The organism is Variovorax sp. NFACC27 (genome assembly GCF_048301545.1).
GTDB classification, from domain to species: domain Bacteria; phylum Pseudomonadota; class Gammaproteobacteria; order Burkholderiales; family Burkholderiaceae_C; genus Variovorax; species Variovorax gossypii.
Genome location: NZ_CP157613.1, coordinates 3,468,177 through 3,491,020, shown reverse-complemented (window position 1 = coordinate 3,491,020; position 22,844 = coordinate 3,468,177). Strand labels below are relative to the sequence as shown.

25 protein-coding genes are annotated in these 22,844 nt (G+C 67.5%); 18 read left to right on the top strand and 7 right to left on the bottom strand.

What is annotated here, in order from left to right:
* Positions 1-147 precede the first annotated feature (147 nt).
* The 6 genes from ABL840_RS16335 to ABL840_RS16310 are packed head-to-tail and all read left to right on the top strand — an operon-like array spanning position 148 to position 3,606.
* The gene (locus tag ABL840_RS16335; RefSeq protein ID WP_093195498.1) at positions 148-714 is read left to right on the top strand and encodes an RNA polymerase sigma factor; all 567 of its coding nucleotides are present in this window, start codon (positions 148-150) and stop codon (positions 712-714) included.
* Complete coding sequence (locus tag ABL840_RS16330) at positions 711-1,142, top strand: DUF3619 family protein (protein WP_093302603.1); 432 nt, start codon at positions 711-713, stop codon at positions 1,140-1,142. Before ABL840_RS16335 ends, ABL840_RS16330 begins: the two co-directional genes overlap by 4 nt.
* 57 nt (positions 1,143-1,199) lie before the next feature.
* Complete coding sequence (locus tag ABL840_RS16325) at positions 1,200-2,000, top strand: DUF3106 domain-containing protein (RefSeq protein ID WP_240652034.1); 801 nt, start codon at positions 1,200-1,202, stop codon at positions 1,998-2,000.
* Between the two features lie 13 nt (positions 2,001-2,013).
* Positions 2,014-2,580 carry an RDD family protein gene (locus tag ABL840_RS16320; protein ID WP_093302600.1) on the top strand — a complete coding sequence of 189 codons (567 nt, stop codon included), beginning with the start codon at positions 2,014-2,016 and terminating at the stop codon, positions 2,578-2,580.
* Positions 2,577-2,984, top strand: a complete 408-nt coding sequence (locus tag ABL840_RS16315) for a diacylglycerol kinase (RefSeq protein ID WP_093195501.1) — start codon at positions 2,577-2,579, stop codon at positions 2,982-2,984. Before ABL840_RS16320 ends, ABL840_RS16315 begins: the two co-directional genes overlap by 4 nt.
* Before the next feature lie 31 nt (positions 2,985-3,015).
* Positions 3,016-3,606 (top strand): TIGR00730 family Rossman fold protein, encoded by a 591-nt coding sequence (locus ABL840_RS16310; protein WP_093302598.1) that lies wholly within the window; start codon positions 3,016-3,018, stop codon positions 3,604-3,606.
* A gap of 46 nt (positions 3,607-3,652) precedes the next feature.
* On the opposite strand, the gene ABL840_RS16305 is transcribed toward ABL840_RS16310, so the two are convergent.
* Together ABL840_RS16305 and ABL840_RS16300 are read right to left on the bottom strand one after the other, a co-directional pair.
* A complete protein-coding gene (locus ABL840_RS16305) occupies positions 3,653-3,991 on the bottom strand; it encodes a P-II family nitrogen regulator (RefSeq protein ID WP_056518066.1) in 339 nt (112 codons plus the stop codon).
* A complete protein-coding gene (locus ABL840_RS16300; protein ID WP_093302595.1) occupies positions 3,988-5,685 on the bottom strand; it encodes an NAD+ synthase in 1,698 nt (565 codons plus the stop codon). The genes ABL840_RS16305 and ABL840_RS16300 overlap by 4 nt, the downstream gene beginning before the upstream one ends.
* Positions 5,686-5,704: 19 nt before the next feature.
* On the opposite strand from ABL840_RS16300, the gene ABL840_RS16295 reads away from it, so the two are divergent.
* The 3 genes from ABL840_RS16295 to ABL840_RS16285 all read left to right on the top strand — a co-directional run bounded on the left by ABL840_RS16295 (position 5,705) and on the right by ABL840_RS16285 (position 8,427).
* Positions 5,705-6,859 (top strand): GNAT family N-acetyltransferase, encoded by a 1,155-nt coding sequence (locus ABL840_RS16295; protein WP_093302593.1) that lies wholly within the window; start codon positions 5,705-5,707, stop codon positions 6,857-6,859.
* A gap of 64 nt (positions 6,860-6,923) precedes the next feature.
* On the top strand, positions 6,924-7,676 hold the full coding sequence (locus tag ABL840_RS16290) for a hypothetical protein (RefSeq protein WP_093302590.1): 753 nt from the start codon (positions 6,924-6,926) through the stop codon (positions 7,674-7,676).
* A 109-nt stretch (positions 7,677-7,785) separates the two neighbouring features.
* Positions 7,786-8,427: a lysozyme inhibitor LprI family protein gene (locus tag ABL840_RS16285; RefSeq protein ID WP_093302588.1), complete on the top strand. Its 642-nt coding sequence runs from the start codon at positions 7,786-7,788 to the stop codon at positions 8,425-8,427.
* 1 nt (position 8,428) lies between these two features.
* On the opposite strand, the gene ppa is transcribed toward ABL840_RS16285, so the two are convergent.
* Positions 8,429-8,956, bottom strand: coding sequence for an inorganic diphosphatase (ppa, locus tag ABL840_RS16280; RefSeq protein WP_093195507.1), 528 nt, complete (start codon positions 8,954-8,956; stop codon positions 8,429-8,431).
* A 255-nt stretch (positions 8,957-9,211) separates the two neighbouring features.
* Between ppa and ABL840_RS16275 the strand changes: the two genes are divergently transcribed.
* The 8 genes from ABL840_RS16275 (at position 9,212) to ABL840_RS16240 (ending at position 19,780) form a co-directional block, all read left to right on the top strand.
* Positions 9,212-11,728: a sodium-translocating pyrophosphatase gene (locus tag ABL840_RS16275; RefSeq protein WP_093303266.1), complete on the top strand. Its 2,517-nt coding sequence runs from the start codon at positions 9,212-9,214 to the stop codon at positions 11,726-11,728.
* Positions 11,729-11,891: 163 nt separating this feature from the next.
* Entirely contained in the window at positions 11,892-12,260 is a 369-nt protein-coding gene (locus ABL840_RS16270) for a nuclear transport factor 2 family protein (protein WP_093195508.1), read from the top strand.
* Positions 12,261-12,326: 66 nt separating this feature from the next.
* The gene (locus ABL840_RS16265; protein ID WP_093302585.1) at positions 12,327-14,228 is read left to right on the top strand and encodes a YhgE/Pip domain-containing protein; all 1,902 of its coding nucleotides are present in this window, start codon (positions 12,327-12,329) and stop codon (positions 14,226-14,228) included.
* Positions 14,229-14,270: 42 nt separating this feature from the next.
* Positions 14,271-14,996: a MerR family transcriptional regulator gene (locus ABL840_RS16260; RefSeq protein WP_093195510.1), complete on the top strand. Its 726-nt coding sequence runs from the start codon at positions 14,271-14,273 to the stop codon at positions 14,994-14,996.
* A 4-nt stretch (positions 14,997-15,000) separates the two neighbouring features.
* Positions 15,001-16,449: a TolC family protein gene (locus ABL840_RS16255; protein WP_418116306.1), complete on the top strand. Its 1,449-nt coding sequence runs from the start codon at positions 15,001-15,003 to the stop codon at positions 16,447-16,449.
* Positions 16,449-17,435, top strand: coding sequence for an HlyD family secretion protein (locus tag ABL840_RS16250; protein WP_093195511.1), 987 nt, complete (start codon positions 16,449-16,451; stop codon positions 17,433-17,435). Before ABL840_RS16255 ends, ABL840_RS16250 begins: the two co-directional genes overlap by 1 nt.
* A 24-nt stretch (positions 17,436-17,459) precedes the next feature.
* A complete protein-coding gene (locus ABL840_RS16245) occupies positions 17,460-18,644 on the top strand; it encodes an ABC transporter permease (RefSeq protein ID WP_093302582.1) in 1,185 nt (394 codons plus the stop codon).
* Positions 18,641-19,780, top strand: a complete 1,140-nt coding sequence (locus ABL840_RS16240) for an ABC transporter permease (protein WP_093302580.1) — start codon at positions 18,641-18,643, stop codon at positions 19,778-19,780. Before ABL840_RS16245 ends, ABL840_RS16240 begins: the two co-directional genes overlap by 4 nt.
* Here the strand turns inward: ABL840_RS16240 and ABL840_RS16235 are convergent.
* On the bottom strand, positions 19,777-20,412 hold the full coding sequence (locus ABL840_RS16235; RefSeq protein WP_093195514.1) for a TetR/AcrR family transcriptional regulator: 636 nt from the start codon (positions 20,410-20,412) through the stop codon (positions 19,777-19,779). The two genes, ABL840_RS16240 and ABL840_RS16235, sit on opposite strands and share 4 nt — an antisense overlap.
* Positions 20,413-20,542: 130 nt before the next feature.
* On the opposite strand from ABL840_RS16235, the gene ABL840_RS16230 reads away from it, so the two are divergent.
* Entirely contained in the window at positions 20,543-21,385 is an 843-nt protein-coding gene (locus ABL840_RS16230; protein WP_093302577.1) for a metal-dependent hydrolase, read from the top strand.
* A gap of 24 nt (positions 21,386-21,409) precedes the next feature.
* Here the strand turns inward: ABL840_RS16230 and ABL840_RS16225 are convergent, their stop codons facing one another.
* The 3 genes from ABL840_RS16225 to ABL840_RS16215 all read right to left on the bottom strand — a co-directional run bounded on the left by ABL840_RS16225 (position 21,410) and on the right by ABL840_RS16215 (position 22,835).
* Positions 21,410-21,997 carry a hypothetical protein gene (locus tag ABL840_RS16225; protein WP_093195516.1) on the bottom strand — a complete coding sequence of 196 codons (588 nt, stop codon included), beginning with the start codon at positions 21,995-21,997 and terminating at the stop codon, positions 21,410-21,412.
* 249 nt (positions 21,998-22,246) lie between these two features.
* Entirely contained in the window at positions 22,247-22,477 is a 231-nt protein-coding gene (locus ABL840_RS16220) for a hypothetical protein (protein WP_019653008.1), read from the bottom strand.
* Positions 22,464-22,835, bottom strand: a complete 372-nt coding sequence (locus ABL840_RS16215) for a hypothetical protein (RefSeq protein ID WP_093195517.1) — start codon at positions 22,833-22,835, stop codon at positions 22,464-22,466. The genes ABL840_RS16220 and ABL840_RS16215 overlap by 14 nt, the downstream gene beginning before the upstream one ends.
* Positions 22,836-22,844: the final 9 nt, after the last annotated feature.

The window sequence follows — 22,844 nt, the reverse complement described above, 5'->3', positions numbered from 1 at the left end:
GACTTGCAGGCCGGATTATGACATTTCCGGGCGTTCAGATTCGCTTCAGCTGCCTTGTAAAGCTACAAAGGCATAATCCGCGGCGTTGAACATACGCGATCGCCAGACCCATTCCCCACGCGGCGCGCCCTGCGCGCCCCCTCTCGCTTGGCTACTGAACAAGAACTCTCCGACTTCCTGAAAAGCGTCGAACGACGCGCTTTCAAGCGCTCGGTCTACCACGTGCGGGATGAAGAAGCGGCCCTCGATATCGTGCAGGACAGCATGATGAAGCTGGCCCAGCACTACGGCGACAAGCCCGCGGCCGAGCTGCCGATGCTGTTCCAGCGCATCCTGTCGAACTGCACGCTCGACTGGTTCCGCCGCCAGAAGACCCGGCGCGCGCTGTTCTCCAACCTCAGCGATTTCGACTCGGTCGACGAGGACGGAGATTTCGATCTTCTGGAGAACTTCGTCTCGCCGACCGACTCTAGGGAGGCGGAGAGCGCCGAAGACACGACCCGCCGCACCCAGATCTTCCAGGAAATCGAAGAGCAGATCGCAGCATTGCCGGGCCGTCAACGCGAGGCTTTCCTTATGCGTTACTGGGAGGAAATGGACGTCGCAGAGACGGCCGCCGCGATGGGCTGCTCCGAGGGCAGCGTCAAAACCCATTGCTCGCGAGCCGTCCACGCTCTGAGCAAGGCGCTCAAGGCCAAGGGAATATCGCTATGAACACTAAGGTTCCAACCTCAATCAACACCATCGCCGAAGACCAGTTCGGCCAGCGTCTGGTCGCCCGCCTTTCGGCCGGCAACCGGGAGTTGCCGCACGACATCAGCGAGCGGCTGCGCGTGGCACGCGCGCAGGCCGTGGCAGCACGCAAGCAGCCCCCGCAGTTGCGGACTGCGCCCGTGGTGGTGCAATCGGGTCATACGCTCACGATGGGCGGGAGTTGGAGCTGGTGGACCCGCATCGGCTCCGTGGTGCCGCTGATCGCGCTCGTCGCCGGCCTGATCACCATCAGCGTGATGCAGGATGACGACCGTGCCAGCGAACTGGCCGAAGTGGATTCCGCGTTGCTGACGGGCGATCTGCCGCCTGCCGCCTATACCGACCCTGGTTTTGCCCAATTCCTCAAGGCCGACAACGCCTCCGACTGAACCTTCCCCGATCGAATGCGACGCCGTTCCACTTCCAGCGCGAACAGCCCCCGCCCGTTGCGCCCGCTTCCGGCGGGCGCAGTCGTTTGGGCAGGTGCGTTTGCTGTCGCGGCCTTCAGCCTGACGCTCGCCTGCGCCCAGCCTCATGGCGAGGCCGCCTCCAAGGCTGCGGCGAGCTCCGCGCCGGCCACGAGCCCCAAGGCGGTATCGACGACCAAGCCGCTCTGGAGCGAACTCACGGCCGAGCAGGAACAGGCCCTGAAGCCGCTGAGCGCTCACTGGAACACCCTGAACGTCGGGCAAAAGAGGAAGTGGCTGGCGCTGTCCCGCAATTTCGGAAGCATGTCGGCGGAAGAGCAGTCGACCCTGCACAGCCGCATGATCGAATGGGCGGCCCTCAGCAACCAGCAGCGCGCGCAGGCCCGATTGAATTTCGCCGAGGTCAAGCGCATTCCGCCCGACGAGCGCAAGGTCAAGTGGGAGCAGTATCAAGCCCTGAGCGAGGAAGAAAAGCGCAAGCTTGCCGAGCGCGCTCCTCCCAAGCCGCGCGGCGCCGCCATTCCCGTCCGACCTGTTTCGTCGCAGAAGCTGGTGCCGGTGCCTGCCGTCACCCCTGGCGGACAGCACACTCCCAGGATCCTGCTGGCTCCGCCCCCCGCTCCGACGGTCACGCCGGCCACGACGATCATGGTGGCATCGCCGCCTGAACGCGCTCCTGCCGCCGCCACTGCTACACCGGCTGTTTCCGTGGTTCCGGCAGCACCCGCCCCGTCCGGCATCGCGGCTCCGCCGGTTCCCGCCGAAGCCCAGGTGCCTGCCCCGTCGTCGGCAGCCGAATCGTCCTCTTCCTCCCCCTGACCGCTAGGCTTCGATGGCATCCAGTTCCCCCGAGGCTTCGGGTCCCGATCAGCCTGCCTCGCCGGCCAATCCAGCCACCAGCGCTCCCGTTTCGATAGTGCCCGGCCTCTGGCGCCGCATGGCCTGCTGGCTGTACGAGGGCATGCTGCTGTTCGCGGTGGTGTTCGTCTCCGGCTGGCTCTTCAGCACGCTGGGCCAGATGCGCGACGCCATGGATTCGCGGCGCCATCTGCTCCAGGCTTTTCTTTTCGTGGTATTCGGCGTGTACTTCGTCTGGTTCTGGACCAAGGGCCAGACCCTCGCCATGAAAACCTGGAACATCCGCATCGTCGACGTGCACGGCCAGCCCGTGAGCCAGCGCCGGGCGCTCGCGCGCTACCTCCTGAGCTGGGTCTGGTTCCTGCCGCCGCTGGCCGCCATTGCGCCATTCAAGCTCTCGGGCGGCGAATCGACCGTGCTGATCTTCGGGTGGGTTGCCATCTGGGCCTTGCTAGCGCGCTTTCACCCCGACCGCCAGTTCTGGCACGACTCCTGGGCCGGTACACGGCTCATCACCTCCAAACCGATGAGCCGCCGATGAGTGCCGTGCCGAAACTTCCCGATCCCGCCGTCAACCCGCAAAAGGCCCGCAAGGGCTTCGAGCGCGTGTGGCATGCCACGCTGATCTCGCTGCACGGCCTGCGTGCCGGCTGGAGCGAACCCGCCTTCCGGCAGGAAGCCATCCTGTCGATCGTGATGATCCCGGCCTCCTTCTGGCTCGGGCGCAGCTGGGTCGAGGTGGCGCTGCTCGCGGGCAGCGCAGTCCTCGTGATGATCGTCGAGCTGCTCAACACCGCGGTGGAAGCCGCCATCGATCGCATCGGCCCCGAGTGGCACGACCTCTCCAAGCGCGCAAAGGACATGGGCAGCGCCGCGGTGCTGCTGTCGCTCACACTGTGCGGCGGCATCTGGGCGGCGGCGCTGTGGCAGCGCTTCATGTCATGAGAGGGCCCATCGGCTACGGCATGATGGCGGGATGACTCCTGAATTTTCGATCTGTGTGTATTGCGGCTCGCGCCCCGGCGAGCGTCCTGAATTCACTGAAGCCGCACAGGCGGTCGGCCGATGGATCGGCCAGCACCGCGGCCAGCTGGTCTACGGTGGCGGCCGCACCGGCCTGATGGGCACGGTGGCCGAAGCCACCCGCCAGGCCGGCGGACGCGTCGTCGGCATCATCCCCAAGGCCCTGGTCGACAAGGAACTGGCCAACCCCCTGTGCGACGAACTGCACGTGGTCGACACCATGCACGAACGCAAGGCCATGATGGGCGAGCGCGCCGACGCCTTCATTGCCCTGCCGGGCGGCATCGGCACCTTCGAGGAATTGTTCGAGATCTGGACCTGGCGCCAGCTCGGCTATCACGACAAGCCAACCGGCATCCTCAACACCGCCGGCTACTACGACGGCCTGCTCGCCTTCCTGGCGCACAGCGTGCGCGAGGGCTTCATGGGCGACTGGCAGATGGGCCTGATCCGCACCGGCACCGAGGTGCCCGAATTGCTCACCGCGCTGCGAGCCGAAGTGCCGCTACATCCGCGCGAAGACAGGCTCTCGGAAAACCTCTGATCCGCCCCGAAAGAAAGCCCCGCCAGCGAGGCTTTTTTTCTTTCACTCAGACGGCGTTTTCGTTTTCCTCGCCCGTACGGATGCGCACGATGCGCTCCACGCCGGTAACGAAGATCTTCCCGTCACCGATCTTCCCGGTACGCGCCGAATTGACGATGGCCTCGATGCAGCGCTCCACATCGGCCTCGTTGACGACCACTTCGACCTTCATCTTGGGCAGGAAGTCGACCACGTATTCGGCTCCGCGGTAGAGCTCGGTATGCCCCTTCTGGCGACCGAAACCCTTGACTTCGGTCACGGTCAGGCCGGTGACGCCCACTTCGGCCAAGGCCTCGCGCACGTCCTCGAGCTTGAAGGGTTTGACGATGGCGGTGATCTGCTTCATGGTTTTTGCGCTCCGGCGGTTTCGTTGAATTTGCTGGTGATAGGGTAACGCCAATCCTTGCCGAAGCTTCGGTGGGTGACCCGGATTCCTACCGGCGCCTGGCGCCGCTTGTATTCATTGATCTTGATCAGCCGCGCGACGCGCTCGACCACGGCGCGCTCGTAGCCGGCCGAAATGATCTCGTCGATGCCTTCGTCGTCCTGCATGTAGCGTGCCAGGATTCCGTCGAGGATGTCGTAGGGCGGCAGGCTGTCCTGGTCGGTCTGGTCGGGCCGCAGCTCGGCACTGGGCGGCCGCGTGATGATCCGCTCGGGAATCGGCTCGGCGCCCGTGCCGTACGGATCGTGGGCATTGCGCCAGCGCGCCAGCGCGAACACCGTGGTCTTGAGCAGGTCCTTGATGACCGCGAAGCCGCCCGCCATGTCGCCGTAGAGCGTGCAGTAGCCGGTCGCCATCTCGCTCTTGTTGCCGGTGGTGAGCACGATGGAGCCGAATTTGTTCGACAGCCCCATCAGCAGCGTGCCGCGGATGCGGGCCTGAATGTTCTCCTCGGCCGTGTCCTCGGGCCGGCCCTTGAATTCCTCGGCCAGCGCGCCCTTGAAGGACTCGAAGGTGTGCTTGATGGAAATCTCGTCATAGCGCACGCCCAGGCGGCCGGCCATGTCGCGCGCGTCGATCCAGCTGATGTCGGCGGTGTAAGGCGAAGGCATCATCACCGCGCGGACCTTGTCCTTGCCCAGTGCATCGACCGCGATGGCGAGCACCAGTGCGGAGTCGATGCCGCCCGAAAGCCCCAGGATGGCGCCCGGAAAACCGTTCTTGCCGATGTAGTCGCGCACGCCGAGCACGAGGGCGTCCCAGAGTTGGGCTTCGGCGTCGCGCGGGGCCGCGATGGCACCGGGCTCGGCTACGAAGCCCACGCCCCCCTGCGGCTTGCGCTCCAGCTCAGCGAAAACCAGCTTCTCCCGGAAGCTCTCGGCCTGCATGGCGGTGGCCCCATCGGCTTGCAGCGCGAACGAGGCACCGTCGAACACCACCTCGTCCTGCCCGCCCACCAGGTGCGCGTAGACCAGCGGCAGCCCCATGGCACGTGCCCGATCGGCCATGCGCGCGACGCGCTCGCCCTCCTTGCCGACGTGGTACGGCGATGCATTGATCACAGCCAGCACCTCGGCACCGCCTTCGCGCGCCAGTTCGGCCGGCTGGTCGAACCAGGCGTCCTCGCAGATCAGCAGGCCGACGGAGACGCCCTCCACCTCGAACACGCAGGTGCCCTGCCCTGGCGTGAAATAGCGGCGCTCGTCGAACACCTGGTAGTTGGGCAGCTCGCGCTTGGCGTAGGTCTCGAGGATGCGGCCTTCCTTGATGACGCTGGCCGCGTTGTGGCGCATCTGCACCGCCACCGAGCGGCTGCGCAGGCTGCCGCCGGTCGGATGCCCCACCACCACGACCATGTCTTTGAGGTCGGCCAGAGCGGCGGCGATGCCTTTCACGGCATCATCACAGGCTTCGGTGAAGGCGGGACGGAGGAACAGGTCCTCCGCCGCATAGCCGGCAATCGAGAGTTCGGGCGTCAGCAGGAGGCGCGCACCCTGGGCATGGGCATTGCGTGCGGCATCGACGATCTTTTTCGCGTTGCCGGCGAGGTCGCCCACCACAAAATTGAGTTGCGCGATGGCGAGCTTGAGCGTCATACAGAAGGAAGAAAAAGGCTTGAACGATTATGTCATTCGGGTTCTGCCGTCTCCGTCGGACGTGAGCCCGGAAGCATGGAACGCGTTGCTGGCCGCCCAGGCCGAGCCGTCGCCCTTCATGCGCCACGAATACCTCACGGCCCTGAACGACAGCCGCAGCGCAACGCCCGACAACGGCTGGATGCCGCAGTTCGTCACGCTGTGGCAAGGCGAGCAGTTGCAGGCTGCGTGCCCGCTCTACGTCAAGGACCATTCCTACGGCGAGTACGTCTTCGACTGGGCCTGGGCCAACGCCTACGAGCAGCACGGGCTGGCCTACTACCCGAAGGCCACGGTGGCGGTGCCGTTCACGCCCGTGCCCGGGGCACGGCTGCTGGCGCGCGATGCCGAAAGCCGCACATTGCTGGTGCAGGGCCTCGTCGCCCTGTGCAAGCAGCTGGAGCTGTCGTCGCTGCACCTGCTGTTCGGCGCCGATGCGGACATCGCCGCCTGCACCGAATCGGGCCTGATGCTGCGCAACACGGTGCAATTCCATTGGACGAACGCTCAGTACGCCGACTTCGACTCCTTCCTCGCCAACCTCTCCCACGACAAGCGCAAGAAGATCCGCCAGGAGCGCCGCAAGGTGGCTGATGCCGGCGTGCGCTTCCGCTGGTCGCGCGGCGCCGACATCAGCAAGGCCGACTGGGACTTCTTCTACCGCTGCTACGAGCGCACCTACCGCGAGCACGGCAACCCGCCCTACCTCACGCGCGACTTCTTCCGGCGCATGGCCGACACGATGCCCGAGGCCTGGCTGCTCTTCATCGCCGGGCGCGACGGCAAGCCCATGGCCAGCAGCCTGATCGCACTGTCGACGCAGCCCGACAGGCCCCTGGTGGCCTACGGCCGCTACTGGGGCGCGCTGGAGCGTGTCGACTGCCTGCACTTCGAGGCCTGCTACTACCAGCCGCTGGCCTGGTGCATCGAGCACGGCGCGCAGCGCTTCGAGGGTGGTGCGCAGGGCGAACACAAGATGGCACGCGCGCTGATGCCGGTGAAGACCACCAGCGCCCACTGGCTGGCGCACCCGTCGTTCGCCGATGCGGTCGAGCGCTTTCTCGAACGCGAGGGCGCCGGCATCGAGAACTACATGGACCACCTCGGCGAGCGCAGCCCCTTCAAGTCAGGTTGAGCTGCAATTCGGCGCTGCTATAAAAGCGCCCGACACCCACAACAACTCAGAGAGAAAGAACTCGATGCCATTCATCGGACTGGGCCTGCACGTCCTCATCGCGCTGTTCTTCGCCGTGCATGCGATGCGCCATGGCAAGCAGATGTACTGGCTGCTCATCCTCTTCAGCTTCCCGCTGCTCGGCAGCATCGTGTACTTCGTGGTCGAGTACCTGCCCGCATCGCGCATGCAGCGCACCGCCGGCAAGGTGGCGAACGCGGCCATCGGCTTCATCGACCCCGAGCGCGAGTACCGAGCGGCCACCGAGGCCTACGACCTCGCGCCCACCGCGCAGAACAAGCTGCGCCTCGCCAAGGCCGCTCTCGACAAGGGCCAGGCAGCCGATGCCGTCGGCCATTACCGCGATGCGTTGAAAGGCCCTCTGGCCTCCGACCCGGAACTGCAATTCGGCCTCGCCAGCGCCCTTCTGGCCGCAGGCGGAGCGACTGCCGGCAACGAGGCATTGCAGGCGCTGCAGGCCCTGCGCGCCACGCGCGACGACTACCGCAAGGACGAAGTCGCGGTGCTCACCGCACGCGCCCTCGCCGCCGATGGCCGCCAGGCGGAAGCACGACAGGCCTTCGAGGACGCACTGAGCCGCTACAACACCGTCGAGGCACGCGCCCGCTACATCGCGTGGCTCGCCCAGCAAGGCGACGCCGCCGGCGCGCAGCGCCAGTGGGACGAACTCCAGCAGGCCGCGCGCCACTGGAACTCGCACGCACGCTCGGTCAATCGCGAATGGATGCGGCTGGCCAGCGACGCCGTCCGCAGCTGACACCCCTGCCCTGCTTCTCTCTCTGTCCAAGGGCATAGCGCCCTTGTCCGTTTGGCACATCGACGGCGTGCCGGGCCTCTCCTAGCATCGGCTTCGAGGAGATCCCCGCATGCAGACATTCACACGCCGGGCCGTCACGGCACTCTGCTTCTTCGCTGTCGCCCCGCTGGCCATGGCCGCCAGCTTCGACTGCGCCAAGGCCGGAAACGCCACCGAGAAGGCGATCTGCGCCGACCCCGGCCTCTCACGGCAGGACGAAGCCATGGCCGCGCTCTACAAGCGGCAGGTCGAGATGCCCGGCACGGGCCAGTGGCCCACCTTCCTGAAACGCGACCAGCGCGACTGGATCGTCGTTCGCAACCGCGAATGCAAGGGCAACACCGAGTGCCTGAAGCAGGACTACGAGCGGCGCATCACCTACCTGAGCCACCCGCTGCTGCACTGGATGGGCCGCTATGTGGAGGGCCGGTGCCCGAAGGACGGCCGCTTCCTCGATGTGACGCCCGAGGTGGGCGGCACGCTGGACATCCAGCTCTACGTCTGCCCCGATCCGCGCGGCAACATGCTGCTGCAGGGCAAGAACGTGCTCGACGGGCAACGGCGCCTCGTGGCACGGGAGGCCGGGGGTTGCACCCGCACCCTGCAGTTCGACACCGACAGGGTCACCGTTTCGGACGGGCCGGGCTGCGCGCCGTCGCTGACCGGCAGCTTCGCGCGCGACCCGCGCCGCTCGCCCTTCGAGAACGAATAAGTTACTTCTTGTAGTTGGCGACGCCGTCCAGGATTTCCTTCTTGGCCGAGTCGATGCCTTCCCAACCCAGCACCTTGACCCACTTGCCCGCTTCGAGATCCTTGTAGTGCTCGAAGAAGTGGCTGATGGCCTTCAGGCGCATCGGGTTCACGTCGTCCACCGACTTCCAGTGGCTGTAGATGGGCAGCACCTTGTCAGTGGGCACGGCGAGAACCTTGCCGTCGACGCCGGCTTCGTCTTCCATCATCAGGATGCCCAGGGGACGGCACGGCACCACCACGCCCGGCAGCAGCGGATACGGCGCGATCACCAGCACGTCGACCGGGTCGCCGTCGCCCGACAGGGTCTGCGGCACGTAGCCGTAGTTCGCGGGGTAGTACATCGCCGTCGTCATGAAGCGGTCCACGAAGATCGCGCCCGATTCCTTGTCCACTTCGTACTTGATCGGGTCGGCGTTCATCGGGATTTCGATCACGACGTTGAAGGCATCGGGCAGGTTCTTGCCGGGGGAAACTTTGTCGAAGGACATGACGTTTTTCGAGTAGTTGAAAAGTATGAGACGAATGGGGACAAACCCGGAGTTTACTTTCCGTGTCACCGGCCGGTCGCACACGCATCTGTTTTTGCCTGTAAATTGCAACCGTTGGCCAATCGGCTCCGCACCCACGGTGCAGTGAGCTTCGAGGAAGCAACGCGGCGGAAAACATGGTCCCGTACGCGTTGCACGCAAGGGCCCATGCTGTCCGTCTCCACTAGTCACAACGAACGAATGGAGAAGCAAAGCATGATCGGCAACACCCCCCTGATACTGGCCATCGTCTGCGGTCTCGTGGCCGTGGCCTACGGTTTCTGGGCCCGAAGTTGGATTCTCGCGAAGGACGCCGGCAACGCCCGCATGCAGGAGATCGCGGCGGCCATCCAGGCCGGCGCCTCCGCCTACCTCGCCAAGCAGTACAGCACCATCGCCATCGTCGGCGTGGTGCTCGCGATCCTGATCGCCGTGTTCCTCGACCTCACCACCGCCGTCGGCTTCGTGGTGGGCGCCGTGCTCTCAGGGGCCTGCGGCTTCATCGGCATGAACGTCTCGGTGCGCGCCAACGTGCGCACCGCGCAGGCGGCCACGCAAGGCATCGGCCCGGCGCTCGACGTGGCGTTCCGCGGCGGTGCCATCACCGGCATGCTGGTGGTGGGGCTGGGCCTGCTGGGCGTGTCGGCCTTCTACTGGGTGCTGATCGGCAGCGGCACGCCGGCCGCGGGGCACAGCCTCTCGGCTGTCCTCAATCCGCTGATCGGCTTCGCCTTCGGCTCCTCGCTGATCTCGATCTTCGCGCGGCTGGGCGGCGGCATCTTCACCAAGGGCGCCGACGTCGGCGCCGACCTGGTGGGCAAGGTGGAAGCCGGCATCCCCGAGGACGATCCGCGCAACCCGGCCGTGATCGCCGACAACGTGGGCGACAACGTCGGCGACTGCGCCGGCATGGCAGCCGACCTGTTCGAGACCTACGCCGTGACGCTCATCGCCACCATGGTGCTGGGCGCGCTGATGGTCACCGCGGCCCCCACCAACGCGGTGCTGTATCCGCTGGCGCTGGGCGGCGTCTCGATCATCGCGTCGATCATCGGCTGCTTCTTCGTGAAGGCCTCGCCGGGCATGGTCAACGTGATGCCGGCGCTCTACAAGGGGCTGGCGGTGTCGGGCATCCTGTCGCTGATCGCGTTCTGGTTCGTCACCAGCTGGCTGATCCCCGACAACGCGATCGCCGCGAGCGGCAGCCAGCTCAAGCTGTTCGGCGCCTGCTTCGTCGGCCTCGCCCTCACGGCCGCGCTGGTGTGGATCACCGAGTACTACACCGGCACGCAGTACAAGCCCGTTCAGCACATCGCTCAGGCATCGACCACGGGCCACGGCACCAACATCATCGCGGGCCTTGGCGTGTCGATGCGCTCCACGGCCTGGCCGGTGATCTTCGTGTGCATCGGCATCCTGGCCTCGTACTCGCTGGCGGGCCTGTACGGCATTGCGGTGGCCGCCACGTCGATGCTGAGCATGGCCGGCATCGTGGTCGCGCTCGACGCCTACGGCCCCATCACCGACAACGCCGGCGGCATCGCCGAGATGAGCGAGCTTCCCGACAGCGTGCGCGCCGTCACCGACCCGCTCGACGCGGTCGGCAACACCACCAAGGCCGTGACCAAGGGCTACGCCATCGGCTCGGCCGGCCTGGCCTCGCTGGTGCTCTTCGCCGACTACACGCACAAGCTGGAGAGCTTCGGACAGGCGATCAGCTTCAACCTGAGCGACCCGATGGTGATCGTCGGCCTCTTCATCGGCGGCCTGATTCCCTACCTGTTCGGCGCGATGGCCATGGAGGCCGTGGGCCGCGCGGCCGGGGCGGTGGTGGAGGAAGTGCGCCGCCAGTTCCGCGACATCCCCGGCATCATGGAAGGCACCGGCAAGCCCGAGTACGGCAAGGCCGTGGGCATGCTGACCGGCGCGGCCATCAAGGAAATGATGATTCCCTCGCTGCTGCCGGTGCTGGTGCCGATCATCGTCGGCCTGGTGCTCGGGCCGAAGGCGCTGGGCGGGCTGCTGATGGGGACCATCGTCACCGGCCTGTTCGTCGCCATCAGCATGTGCACGGGCGGCGGCGCCTGGGACAACGCAAAGAAGTACATCGAGGACGGCCACTTCGGCGGCAAGGGCAGCGAGACGCACAAGGCCGCCGTCACCGGCGACACCGTGGGCGACCCGTACAAGGACACGGCCGGCCCTGCCGTGAACCCGCTGATCAAGATCATCAACATCGTGGCGCTGCTCATCGTGCCGCTGGTGGTGAAGTTCCATGCGGGCGATGCGGGGGCTGCCGTGCCCACGAAGGTGCCGACGCCGCCTGCCGTCACGGCTCCGGCAGCCACGGCGCCGTCGACGCCTGCGGCCGTGGTCGCATCGGGTGCCGTATCGGCCGCCGAGGCCGCCGCGGTGAAAGTCGAGAACGGCGTCGTGAAGTTCTACTTCGCGAGCGCCAGCTCCGAGGTGGCGCCCAACGCCAAGGAGGCGCTGGGCGACGTCATCAAGGCGGTGCAGAGCGGCAGCACAGTTCTCGTGAGCGGCTACCACGACGCCAGCGGCGACCCGGCGAAGAACGCCGAGCTCGCCAAGCAGCGCGCGATGGCCGTGAGCGATGCGCTCAAGGCTGCCGGCGCTCCCGCCGACAAGATCGAGCTGGCCAAGCCGGAGCAATCGCAGGCGGACGGCCCTCCGACCGAGGCACGCCGCGTCGAAGTCAAAGTAAAGTCATGACATGACACTCCCCCAGGCTTCGCGCACTTCGTGTCGCTTCGCCAACCCCCTCGCCGGGGGCGACACCTGCGGCCCGGCAAAGCCGGTTCCGCGGTGTCTCGCGCACGATCCGCTTGAGCCTCATATGCCGCAGAAGGTGCGTTGCGCCATGGATCACTGAAAGATGCCCACACCCGAACGACTCGAATCATTCATCGCCGCCGTCGAAGGCGGCGCGCATGCCAAGGCCATCGAGGACTACTACACCGAAGATGCCACCATGCGCGAGAACCAGGCCGAGCCGCGGCGCGGCCGCAGCACGCTGGTGGCGCAGGAAACCGCCGTGCTCGACCGCACCGAATCGGTGATCTCCACCTGCGTGCGGCCGGTGCTGGTGAACGGCGACCACGTGGCGATCCACTGGATCTTCGAGTTCACGTTCAAGGGCGGCGGCAAGATGCGCATGGAGGAGATCGCCTGGCAGCGCTGGGAAGGCGACCGCATCGCGCAAGAGCAGTTCTTCTACGACCCCGCGCAGCGAAAGCCGGGCTGATCGAGGCTTTCTCCGCTTCTCCGCGCGTTTCCACCGTCATGGCGCTTCTGCAGACCTCCTAGCCCCATGCGATACCTCCACGCACTGTGCGCCGGCACCTGGGCCATCGCCCGGGCCGAGCTGGCGATCGTGCGGCGCTTTCCCCGCATCCTGCTGGCCGTGGTGGCGGTCGGCGTGGTGCCCGCCATCTATGCGCTGATCTACCTCTCGAGCGTGTGGGACCCGGCCGGCCACACGGCCGACCTTCCCGCCGCCATCGTGAACCAGGACCGGGGCGTGACCTACATGTCGCGCACGGTCAACGTCGGCGACGACCTCACGCGCACCCTGCTCGAGAAGCGCGCCTTCGGCTTCCGCGCGATGGACGACGCAGAAGCCGCGCGCGCCGAAGTGCGACGCGGCACGCTGGCCTTCGCGCTGCTGATCCCGCCCGACTTCAGCGCCAACGCGGTGCCCGGCACGCAGCGTGGCGCGGGGCAGCTCGTGGTCTACACCTCCGAAGGCAACAACTACAGCTCCGCCGGCCTGGCGCGGCGCTTCGCGGGCGAACTGGGGCACCAGGTCAACGAGATGCTCAACGAGCAGCGCTGGGGGCTGGTGCTGAACGCGGCCTCCGGCTCGCAGGCGCGGCTCGAAAAGCTCAAGCAGGCCCTGCTGGAGCTGCGCGACGGCAGCCAGACACTGGCGAATGGCGCCGCCCAGTACAGCGCGGCGGCGCAGCAGGTCGGCAGCGGGTTCAAGCAGGTCAACGGCGGCATCCGCACCATCGAGTCGAAGCTGCCCGCCGACGCGGACCTGCGCGCGCTGAAGGCCGGTTCGCAGCAGCTCGCATCGGGCCAGCGCGAACTCGGCAGCGGGCTCGCGCAGATCGGCGACGGGCTCGGGCAGCTGGAAGGCGGCGCCAGCCAACTCGGCGATGGCGCCCGCAGGATGCAGAAGGATACGGCCGATATTCCCTTCGTGGGCGACCGCATCTCCAAGGGCGCGGCCGAACTCGCCGCCGGCGCGGACAAGCTGCGCGGCGGCATCGACCAGGCGCAGGCCGCCATGACGAAGGCGCAGGACGGCAACCACAAGCTGGCGACCGGCGCGACGGCCCTGGACGGCGGCGTGGGCAAGCTCACCGACGGCATGACGGCGCTCGCCGCCGGCATCCACACGATGTCCGGCAAGCTGCCCTCAGACCGGAAGCTGGACGAATTCGTGCAGGGCGGCGCGCAGCTCGCCCAGGGTGCGGAGCGCCTGTCGACCGGCGTGCGCACCATCGAAGCCGCCCTGCCCGCCTCCATCACCCGCATCCAGGGCAGTGCCTCGGGGCTGGCCGACTCGGTCGAGCCCAAGGTGGAGGTGGTGGCACCGGTGGCCAACAACGGCAGCGCCTTCGTGCCCAACATGGTGTCGGTGGCGCTGTGGATCGGCGCGGTGATGGCCGGCTACCTGTTCAACATCCGCATCGTGCTGTCGGACCACAGCCACTATCCGAAGCTCGCGAAGACGCTGGGCAAGATCACCATGCCGGCGCTGATCGTGCTGCTGCAGGTGGTGCTGGTGCTGGCCACGCTGGTGGGCGTGCTGCGGGTGCAGGCTCCGGACGTGCCGGCGCTGGCGCTCACGATGGCGCTGGCCTCGCTGGTGTTCCTGGTGGTGCTGTTCGCGATCCTGCACGTGTTCGGCGACTTCGGCCGCATCCTCACCGTGCTGCTGCTGACGTTGCAGTTGTCGGCCGGCGGCGGCGTGCTGCCGGTGGAGCTCTCGGCCGGCTTCTTCCGCGACGTGCACGGCTGGCTGCCCTTCAGCTGGGTGGTGCAGGCCTTCCGCGCCGTGATGTTCGGCGCCTTCGACAACGGCTGGGCACATGCCTGCGGCGCGGTGCTGCTGTCGGGCACTGTGGCGGTCGGGCTGATGGCGCTCTTCGGCAAGTGGAACGAAGTGCTGCCGGCGGACTACAAGCCGACGATCCAGGTCTGAATCTCTTATGTGACATTGATGATGTAACATTCAATCCGTCACATGAACACGCCAGCCGTCACCGATGCGCTCCAGGAACTCTCCGTCGAGGAACTGGCCGCGCGCACCGGCGTGACGGTGCGCAACATCCGCGCCTACACTACCGCCGGCCTGCTGCCGCCACCCAGGCTGCGCGGCCGCCTCGGCCTGTACGGCGACGAGCACGCTCAGCGCCTGGCGCTGATCCGCGAACTGCGCGACCAGGGCTTCGGCATCGAAGCCATCCGCCGCATCTTCGGGCGCGCGCCGGCCTCGGCCTGGCGCGACCTCGTGGCGGTGGCGCGCTCCGTCTCGGGCAGCCTCTTCGCCGAAGAAGAGCCGGTGGTGGTCTCGGCCGACGCGCTCGCCGCGAAGTGGAAGGGCCAGATGACGCCCGCCCTGCTCGCCCGTGCCACCAGGGCCGGCCTCATGCGCGAGCTGCCCGACGGCCAGGTGCAGATGCTCAGCCCCGCGCTCGGCCAGGTCGCCGAGCAGCTCGCGGCGCTCGGCCTGCCGCTGGAGGAGGCGATCAGCATGCAGGAAACCATGGCCCGCACGCTGCGCACCGTGGCACGCCACTGGCTGCGCACGCTGGCCGACAGCCTGCTGAGCGGCGACGCCATCGACGCCCAGCGCACGGCCCAGCTGCTCGAGCAGGCGCGCGGGCTCGCCACCGGCGCGGTGCAGGCCGCGTTCCCCGTGATCCTGCAGCAGGAACTGGATGCCTTGTTGCGCCGCAAGGCCACCTGAAAAGATGACACCGATCCACCACGCCAGAAGCCCCTTCCTTCAGCGCCTGCCGCACCTGCTGCCGGCGCTGTTCGTGCTGTGCAGCCCGGCCTTCGCGCAGACCCAGGCCGGCAGCGACAACGCCCTCTCGCTGAGCTTCGACGCGGCCCGCGCCCGCATGATCGACCGCTCCGACAAGCTGGCCGCGGCCCGCGCGGCCGTCGAGGCGAAGGAGCTGCAGAGCCAGGGCCTCAAGGGCCTGGGCGGCCCGTCGATCAGCGTCTCGGGGCTGGCCTATGCCTACAACGCCAACCTGAACCTCGACCTCGATCCGCTCAACCAGAAGCTCGGGCAGATCGGCTCGTCGCTGCCCTCCTCCATCCAGAGCGTGATCACGCGCGTGCCGATCCCGCAACTGCCCAACAGCTACACGCTCAACCGCCACGACAGCGGCGCCAACGCCTCGATCTCGGCCGTGTGGCCGATCTACATCGGCGGCGCGACCGACGCGGTGCGCGGCTTCGTGTCGGCCCAGACGCGCGAGGCGCAGGCCGATGCCGAACAGGCCGGCCACGAGGTCGACACCCTGCTCGTGCAGCGCTACTTCGGCGCGCAGCTCGCCCGGCGCGCGGCGGCGCTGCGCCTGCAGGCCGAGCGCACCATCGCGCAGCACGATTCGGCAGCGCAGAAGATGCTCGCGGCCGGCGTGATCTCGCGCGTCGAGCGGCTGCAAGCCAGCGCCGCGTATGAAGAGGCGCGCCGCAACGCGCGCAAGGCCGAGAACGACGCGGCGCTCGCCTCCGTGGCGCTGGCCCGCACCGTGCGGGCCGACGGCAGCGTGGCGCCGCAGACGCCGCTCTTTCTCATCAGCACTCCGATCGAGCCGCTGGGCTATTTCATCGATTCGGCGCTCACGCGGCATCCAGGCCTTGGCAAGGTCGCGGCCAAGAAGTCGCAGGCCGAGCAACTGCACGAAGGCGAAGAAGCGCTGCGCCGCCCGCAGGTGATCGCCTTCGGCACGCGCGAGCTCAAGAGCGGCAACGCCGACTGGGTGGCCGGCGTCGGCGTGCGCTGGACGCTGTACGACTCGGTCGACCGCGACATGCTCTCTGCCGCGTCGCTCAAGCAGGTCGAGCAGGCCGAGCGCACCGATGCGCAGGCTCGCAGCGACATCTCGCTGCTGGTGGAGCGCAACTGGCGCGCACTGGAGAACGCACGCCGCCAGTACCTGGAGATGAAGGCATCCGTCGAACTTGCGCAGGAGGTGGTGAAGCTGCGCACCGCCGGCCTGCGCGAAGGCACGAGCACCACGCTCGACCTGATCGACGCCGAAACCAACCAGGCCAAGGTGCTGACCGAACGAGCGCAAGCCGCCAACGACTACGTGCAGGCGCTTGCGCAGCTGCTCGAGAGCGCGGGGCTTTCAGACAGGTTTTCCGACTACATCGCGCGTGCCGACGTGAAGGTGAATTGATGATGAGTGCCAAGACCCGAAAACTGATCGCGATACTCGCCGCCCTGCTCGTGCTGGCGGTGCTCGTCTGGGGTTTCTGGCGCGCGTCGCGGCCCGCGCCGGAAGTGTTCCAGGGCCAGATGGAAGCGCGCGAGACCGACGTCGCCGGCAAGGTGACGGCGCGTGTCGCCGAAGTGCCGGTGAAGGAAGGCGACCGCATCCAGGCCGGCGCGGTTCTTGTGCGCATGGACAGCCCCGAGGTGCGCGCCAAGCTCGCGCAAGCCACCGCCGCCGAGCAGGCCGCGCAGGCCGTTGCCGAGAAGGCGCAGAACGGCGCGCGCCCGCAGGAAGTGGAAATGGCGCGCATGCAATGGCAGCGCGCCGAGACAGCCGCGCAACTCGCGCAGACCTCTTTCCGCCGCGTCGACGGATTGGCGCGCGAGGGCCTGGTAGCCGACCAGAAGCGCGACGAGGCCGAAGCCAACTGGAAGGCTTCGCGCGATGCCGCCATCGCGGCGAAGGCGCAGTACGACATGGCGCGCACCGGCGCCCGCCCCGAAGACAAGGCTGCCGCCAGCGCGCAGGCGCGCCAGGTTGCCGGCGTGGTGGCCGAGGCCGAAGCCGCCAAGGCCGAGACCGAGCTGCGCAGCCCGGTCGGAGGCGAAGTGGCCAAGGTGCTGGCGAAGGTCGGCGAGCTGTCGCCGCAGGGCGTGGCGGTGGTCACGGTGGTCGACCTGAGCGACCAGTGGGTGGTGCTGAACGTTCGCGAGGACCGGCTCTCGCGCTTCGCGCTGGGCGATGAATTCGACGCGCACCTGCCCGCGCTGCCCGAGGGCAAGCGCACTGCCCGCTTCAAGGTCTACTACAGCGCCGTGCTGCCCGACTTCGCGACATGGCGCGCCACGCGCGGCGGCACCGGCTTCGACGTGCGCACCTTCGAGGTCCGCGCGCGGCCGCTCAAGCCCATCGAAGGCGCGCGGCCCGGCATGAGCGTGCTGGTGGACTGACCCGGCGACACACGGATTCCTTCGATGAGCCTCCGCGGCTTCTCCACCGCCAGCGCAAGGCGCGAGTTCGCGCTGCTGCGCACGCGACCGTGGGACCTCGCGATGATCTCGTGGGTGCCGCTGCTCGCGGTGTTCCTGATCTGGTGGATCTTCTCGGCCGGCCTGCCCGAGCGGCTGCCGATCGGCGTGCTCGACCAGGACCACTCCTCGCTCTCGCGGCAGGTGGTGCGCTTCCTGGACGCCACCCCGGGCCTGCGCGTGATGCAGCGCTACAGCGACGAAGGCGAGATGGCGCGCGCCCTGACCAGCGGTGCGGTCGACGCGGCGGTGCAGCTGCCGCGCGAACTGAGCCGCGACGTGAAGCAGGGCCGCGTCGGCCAGGTCGTGCTGCTGCACAACGCGCAGCTCGGCACGCACTCGAGCCTGATCCAGCGCGACGTGCGCACCGCCGTGGCCACCGTCTCCGGCGGTGTCGAGCTCACGGTGCGCAACAAGCGCGGCGAGTCGATGAAGGCCGCGCGCGTGAGCATGGAACCGGTCAAGGCCAGCATGGTGGCGCTGTTCAACACCTCGACCGACTACGAGCAGTTCCTGGGCGCCGCGCTGGTCCCGGCGCTGCTGCACATCCTCGCGATGACGGCCGGTGCGTGGGCCGTGGGCCGCGAACTGCGCGACCGCAGCATCGGCGGATGGCTCGGAGCCTCGCCGCGATGGCATGAAGCCCTGGCCGCGCTGGCGGGCAAGCTGGCGCTGCCGTTCGCGAGCCTCTCGGTGGTGGCACTGGCTGCCATGCTGTGGATCACCGCGGGCCGCGGGTGGCATCCGGTCGGCTCGCTCGGGTGGACGCTGTTCGCGTTGCTGGTTTTCCTGGCGCTGTCGATCGCGCTGGGGGCCTTCGTGGCGGCGCTCACTCGTTCGCTGCGCACGGCTCTTTCGGCCACGGGCTTCATCACCGCGCCGGCCTTCGCGTTCGGCGGCGTGGGCTTTCCGCTGGTCGCGATGCCTCTGCTGGCGCAGGTCTGGGCCAACCTGCTGCCCTACACGCACTACATCCGCGTGCAGATGGAGCAGTTGCAGATGGGCGCGCCGGTGGCGTATTCGGTGGCGACGCCGCTGTGGATGGTGCTGGGCACCGGTGTGCTGCTCGCCGCATGCGCCGCAGCGCTGGTGAAGGCCGCCAAGGCGCCCGAGAGCTGGGGTGGGCGATGACCGGCACCGAACCGCTTCGATTCGGCTCCGCGTGGCGCGAGACCGCGCTCGCCGTGCTGCGCGACAAGGGCGTGCTGCTGATCATGCTGCTCGCGCCGATCATCTATGGCTTCTTCTATCCGTGGCCCTACGGCACACAGGCCGTGACGCGCGTGCCGGTGGCGGTGGTCGACCAGGACCACACCGCGCTGTCACGGCAGATCGCACGCTTCGCGCAGGCCAATCCACGCATCGACGTGCGCATGGTCACGGGCGACGTGGGCGAGGCACAGGAGGCGCTGTGGCGCGGCGAGATCGAAGGCTATGCGCTGCTGCCGGCCGACCTGAAGCGCAACGTGCTGCGCGGCACCTCGGCGGTGGTCACCATCGAGGGCAACGGCGCCTATGCGCTGCTCAACAAGGCGGTTCTGTACGGCTTCTCGGAGGCCGTGGGCACGGTGTCGGCGGGCGTCGAGATCCGCAAGCTGCAGGCCGGCGGCCAGAGCGCGATCCAGGCGGCGCGCAGCCGCAGTCCGCTCAACACGCAGCTCGTCGCGCTGTTCAACCCGACCGAGGGCTACGGCAGCTACGTGGTGCCGGCGGTGGCCTTGCTGATCCTGCAGCAGACGCTGCTGATGGGCGTGGCGATGCTGGCGGGCACCTGGGCCGAGGCCGGACGGCTGCGGGCCTCGATGGGCGCCTGGCTGGGGCGGCTCGGGGCGCTGTCTGGCTTCGGCTTCCTGAGCGGCGTCTTCTACTTCGGCTGGGTGTTCTTCCTGCAGGACTATCCGCGCGGCGGCAATCCATGGGGAGCGCTGGTGCTGCTCGCGTTCTATGTACCGGCGATCTGCACGGTGGGCCTGCTGCTGGGCTGTTGGTTCCGCGACCGCGAGCGGGCCTTGCAGGTGCTGCTGTTCACCGCGCTGCCGATGGCCTTTCTCTCGGGCTTCTCGTGGCCCGTGGAAGCCCTGCCGGAGCCGCTGCAGGCGTTGCGCTGGCTCTTTCCGAGCACGGCGGGCATCCAGGCCTCGCTTCGGCTCAACCAGATGGGAGCGCCGCTGCATGACGTGCTGCCCTATCTCGGCGTGCTGCTGTCGCTGACCCTGGCGGGCCTGCTGACGCTGCGGCTGGCCGCGACGACGCCGAAGCAGGCCTAGCGCCGGCTCTCGGCCGCCACGGCCCGCACCAGCCGCGTGGCGGGCGCCACCAGCTCGCGCAGATCGCCCGCGCGGTTCTGCTCGATGGCCTGCAGCACCAGTTCGTTGATGCCACCCACCACCGTCATCGCCATTTCGCTCGTGAGGTGCACGGCGGGCCCCTCCGCGCTGCCGTTGCTGCTGGTGTTGATGGCGACCTGGATGAAGTTGGCAATCTCGTCGTTCACCCGTCGCCGCACCACGAGCCCCGGCATTCCGAGGCCCAGGATCTCGACGAACAGCGTGCGCAGCAGCACCGGGTCTTGGGCGAGGTAATCGAAGTACGCCGTCATGGCCTGCTCGACCTGCGCGTGCCACGGCTGTGCCGGGTCGAAGGCCTCGCTCACCGTCTGCAGCGCGAGGCGGCTGGCGGTTTCGTAAAGCGCGATCAGGCACTCGGTCTTGGTGCTGAAGTGTTCGTAGAAAGTGCGGCGCGACACGGCGGCCTCGCGCACGATGTCGGCAATGGTGGTTTCGGCGTAGCCCTTGGCCGCGACGGCATGCGCCATGCCCTGCAGCAGGCGCGCATAGTGCTCGCTCCCGGGGCCCTCGGCAGACTTGGAGGGAGCCGCTTTTTCGATGGTTTCGCTCATGGACGGCACATTTTCCTACGATCAGGTACTTGACAGTACCAATTCACAATTGCAACATGGCGACTCGCGGTACTTAGTTGTACCAACAGATCCACCCCACGCCGACCGTGCTTTTCCGAGGCTTGTTTTCATGACCGATCTCGTTGTCCGCCGCCTGCTGATCGACCTGCAACCGCCCTTTGCCCGCGACTGGTGCGGCGGCGACGCATTCTCGACTGCTTTCTTCAACGCGCTGTCGATGAGCTTTCCCTTCGGCGAGCAGTTCTTCATCGACGCGGTGCGCGACGCCGTCGCCACGCTGCCGGCTGAGGTGCAGGAGCAGCACAAGGCCGACGTGCGCGGCTTCATCGGGCAGGAAGCGACGCACCGGCGCATCCATTCGCTCTTCAACAACCATCTCGAGAACCAGGGCCTGGTCGACCGCTGGACGGCTCGCGCCAGCAAGCGCATGGAACTGATGGAAGGCGCCGATCCGCGTCATGCGCTGGCGGTGACGGCGGCCACCGAGCACTTCACGGCCATGTTCGCCGAGTGGCTGCTGGCCCACCCCGAGATCCTCGACGGGGCCGAGCCCCGGCTGCGCACCATGTGGCTGTGGCACAGCGCCGAGGAGCTGGAACACAAGAGCGTGGCCTTCGACATCTACAAGGCCGCGGGCGGCTCCGACGAATGGCGCACGCGCTGGTTCCGTCGCGTCACGATGATGTTCCTGGGCGACCTGATGCGCCAGACCATCGACAACCTGCGCCACGAAAAGCAGCTGTGGAAATGGGCGACCTGGAAGAGCGCCGCGCGCATTCTGCTGGGTCGCAACGGCCTGCTGCGCGGCAACGTTGCCGGCTGGCGCAGCTACCTGCGCGCGGATTTTCATCCGATGCAGCAGGACAGCAGCTTGTCGGAGCGTTGGCTTGCGGATAACCGGGCGCAGTACACGCCGGTGGGCGTGGCACCCGAGGCGGCGGCCGCGCGCTGACAGCGTCGGACCGCGCTCAATCGCTCAGAAGAAGGTGGCGCGGGTCGTCGTGTTGCCACCGGCCTGCTGGTGCTCGGGGCGCATCTGAAGATCGTGCAGGGTGTCGAAGTCGGACGGGGCATCCGGCACCCGCATCACCACTTCCAGCTCGTGCATCGACGCGACCCAGCGGCCGGCCGGCGACTCGGCCGGCTCGTCGTTGGCGAACACGCCGTCGCGGATGTAGATGGTTTCGCCTTCGGGGCGCTCGGCGTGCAGCTCGATCAGGCGCGCGATCGAGAAGTTGTAGGTCACGAGCTTCTCGCGCGTCTTGCGGTCCTTGCCGCCGCAGTTGAACGAGCCTTCGGCCGCGATGACGATGCAGGAGCCGTCCACCCCGCCGTCCATCTCGATTTCGTTGCCCGAGCGCCAGATCGCGTTGGGCAGGCGCACGCGCACCTTGTCGATGACCAGGTCGCGCTGCTTGTTGAGGCTGCCCAACGGCGGCACCAGCGAGCGCAGCTGGCGCAGGCGCTCGGCGAAGTTGTCGTCCATCAGGAATTCGACGTGGTGCGTCGCGCTGCCGGAGGAACGCCGGACCACCTGCATGACGACGTGGCGCGACTTACCCATGGCAGAACCCCCTGGCAAAGGTTGAATTCCGTAGCCCGCAGGGGGTACGGACGGCGTGGCAGCAATTCATTGGAAATCAGCTACTAATAGGACTTTTGATTACATGCAATTACATGCATCATTTGTGTCCAACTGTATAGCGATTACCCGCGACGTGGAAGCCCATTCCGTGATTTATGCACGAGGAAATGTCGCCAAAATGCCTCCTCGATGTGGTAGCTGGGTACCCCATCAGGCGCCGCCAAGGCCCTATTCGAGGGCTTCGTCCAGCGCCTTGCACGAAGGCGCGCACACGGTCTGCGACTTGCCCAGCACCTGGCGGGTGCGCAGCTGGGAGCGCACGCGGTGCTTGCCGCACATGAAGCACGACATGGTCGCGCCGCTGAACGACGCCGAGGCGCGGAACGGCGAACCCGGCGCCTTCGACTTGTAGCGCAGCCCGTCCGCAACCACCGCAGTCTTCACTTCACCCTTCGCCATGCATCTTGTCCTTGCTGTTCGGTTCTGCACGGCGCATTGCGCGTGCAATGGCTTCCCGGGCACCGATTTCGGCCGCCAGGGAAGCGTCCAACGCCGAGCGGCAAAGCCCGGCGTGCTTGTAATTGAGGTTCTCGTAGACCTCGGCCGCGGCCGGATAGGCATCGAGCAGGCGACCTAGTTCGGCGCCCTGTTCGACGTCCTCGAACTCATGCACGAGGTGTTCGACCACGGAACGGTACTGCTCCGCCCCAACGGGTACGGCGCTGTGCTCAAGCTTCTCCAGCAGCTGCGCCAACACGTGGGTCACTGCCAGATCGGTCCTGGGAGACGGATTATCGGTCGTGTTCATGGCCTGCATCTGGGGGCA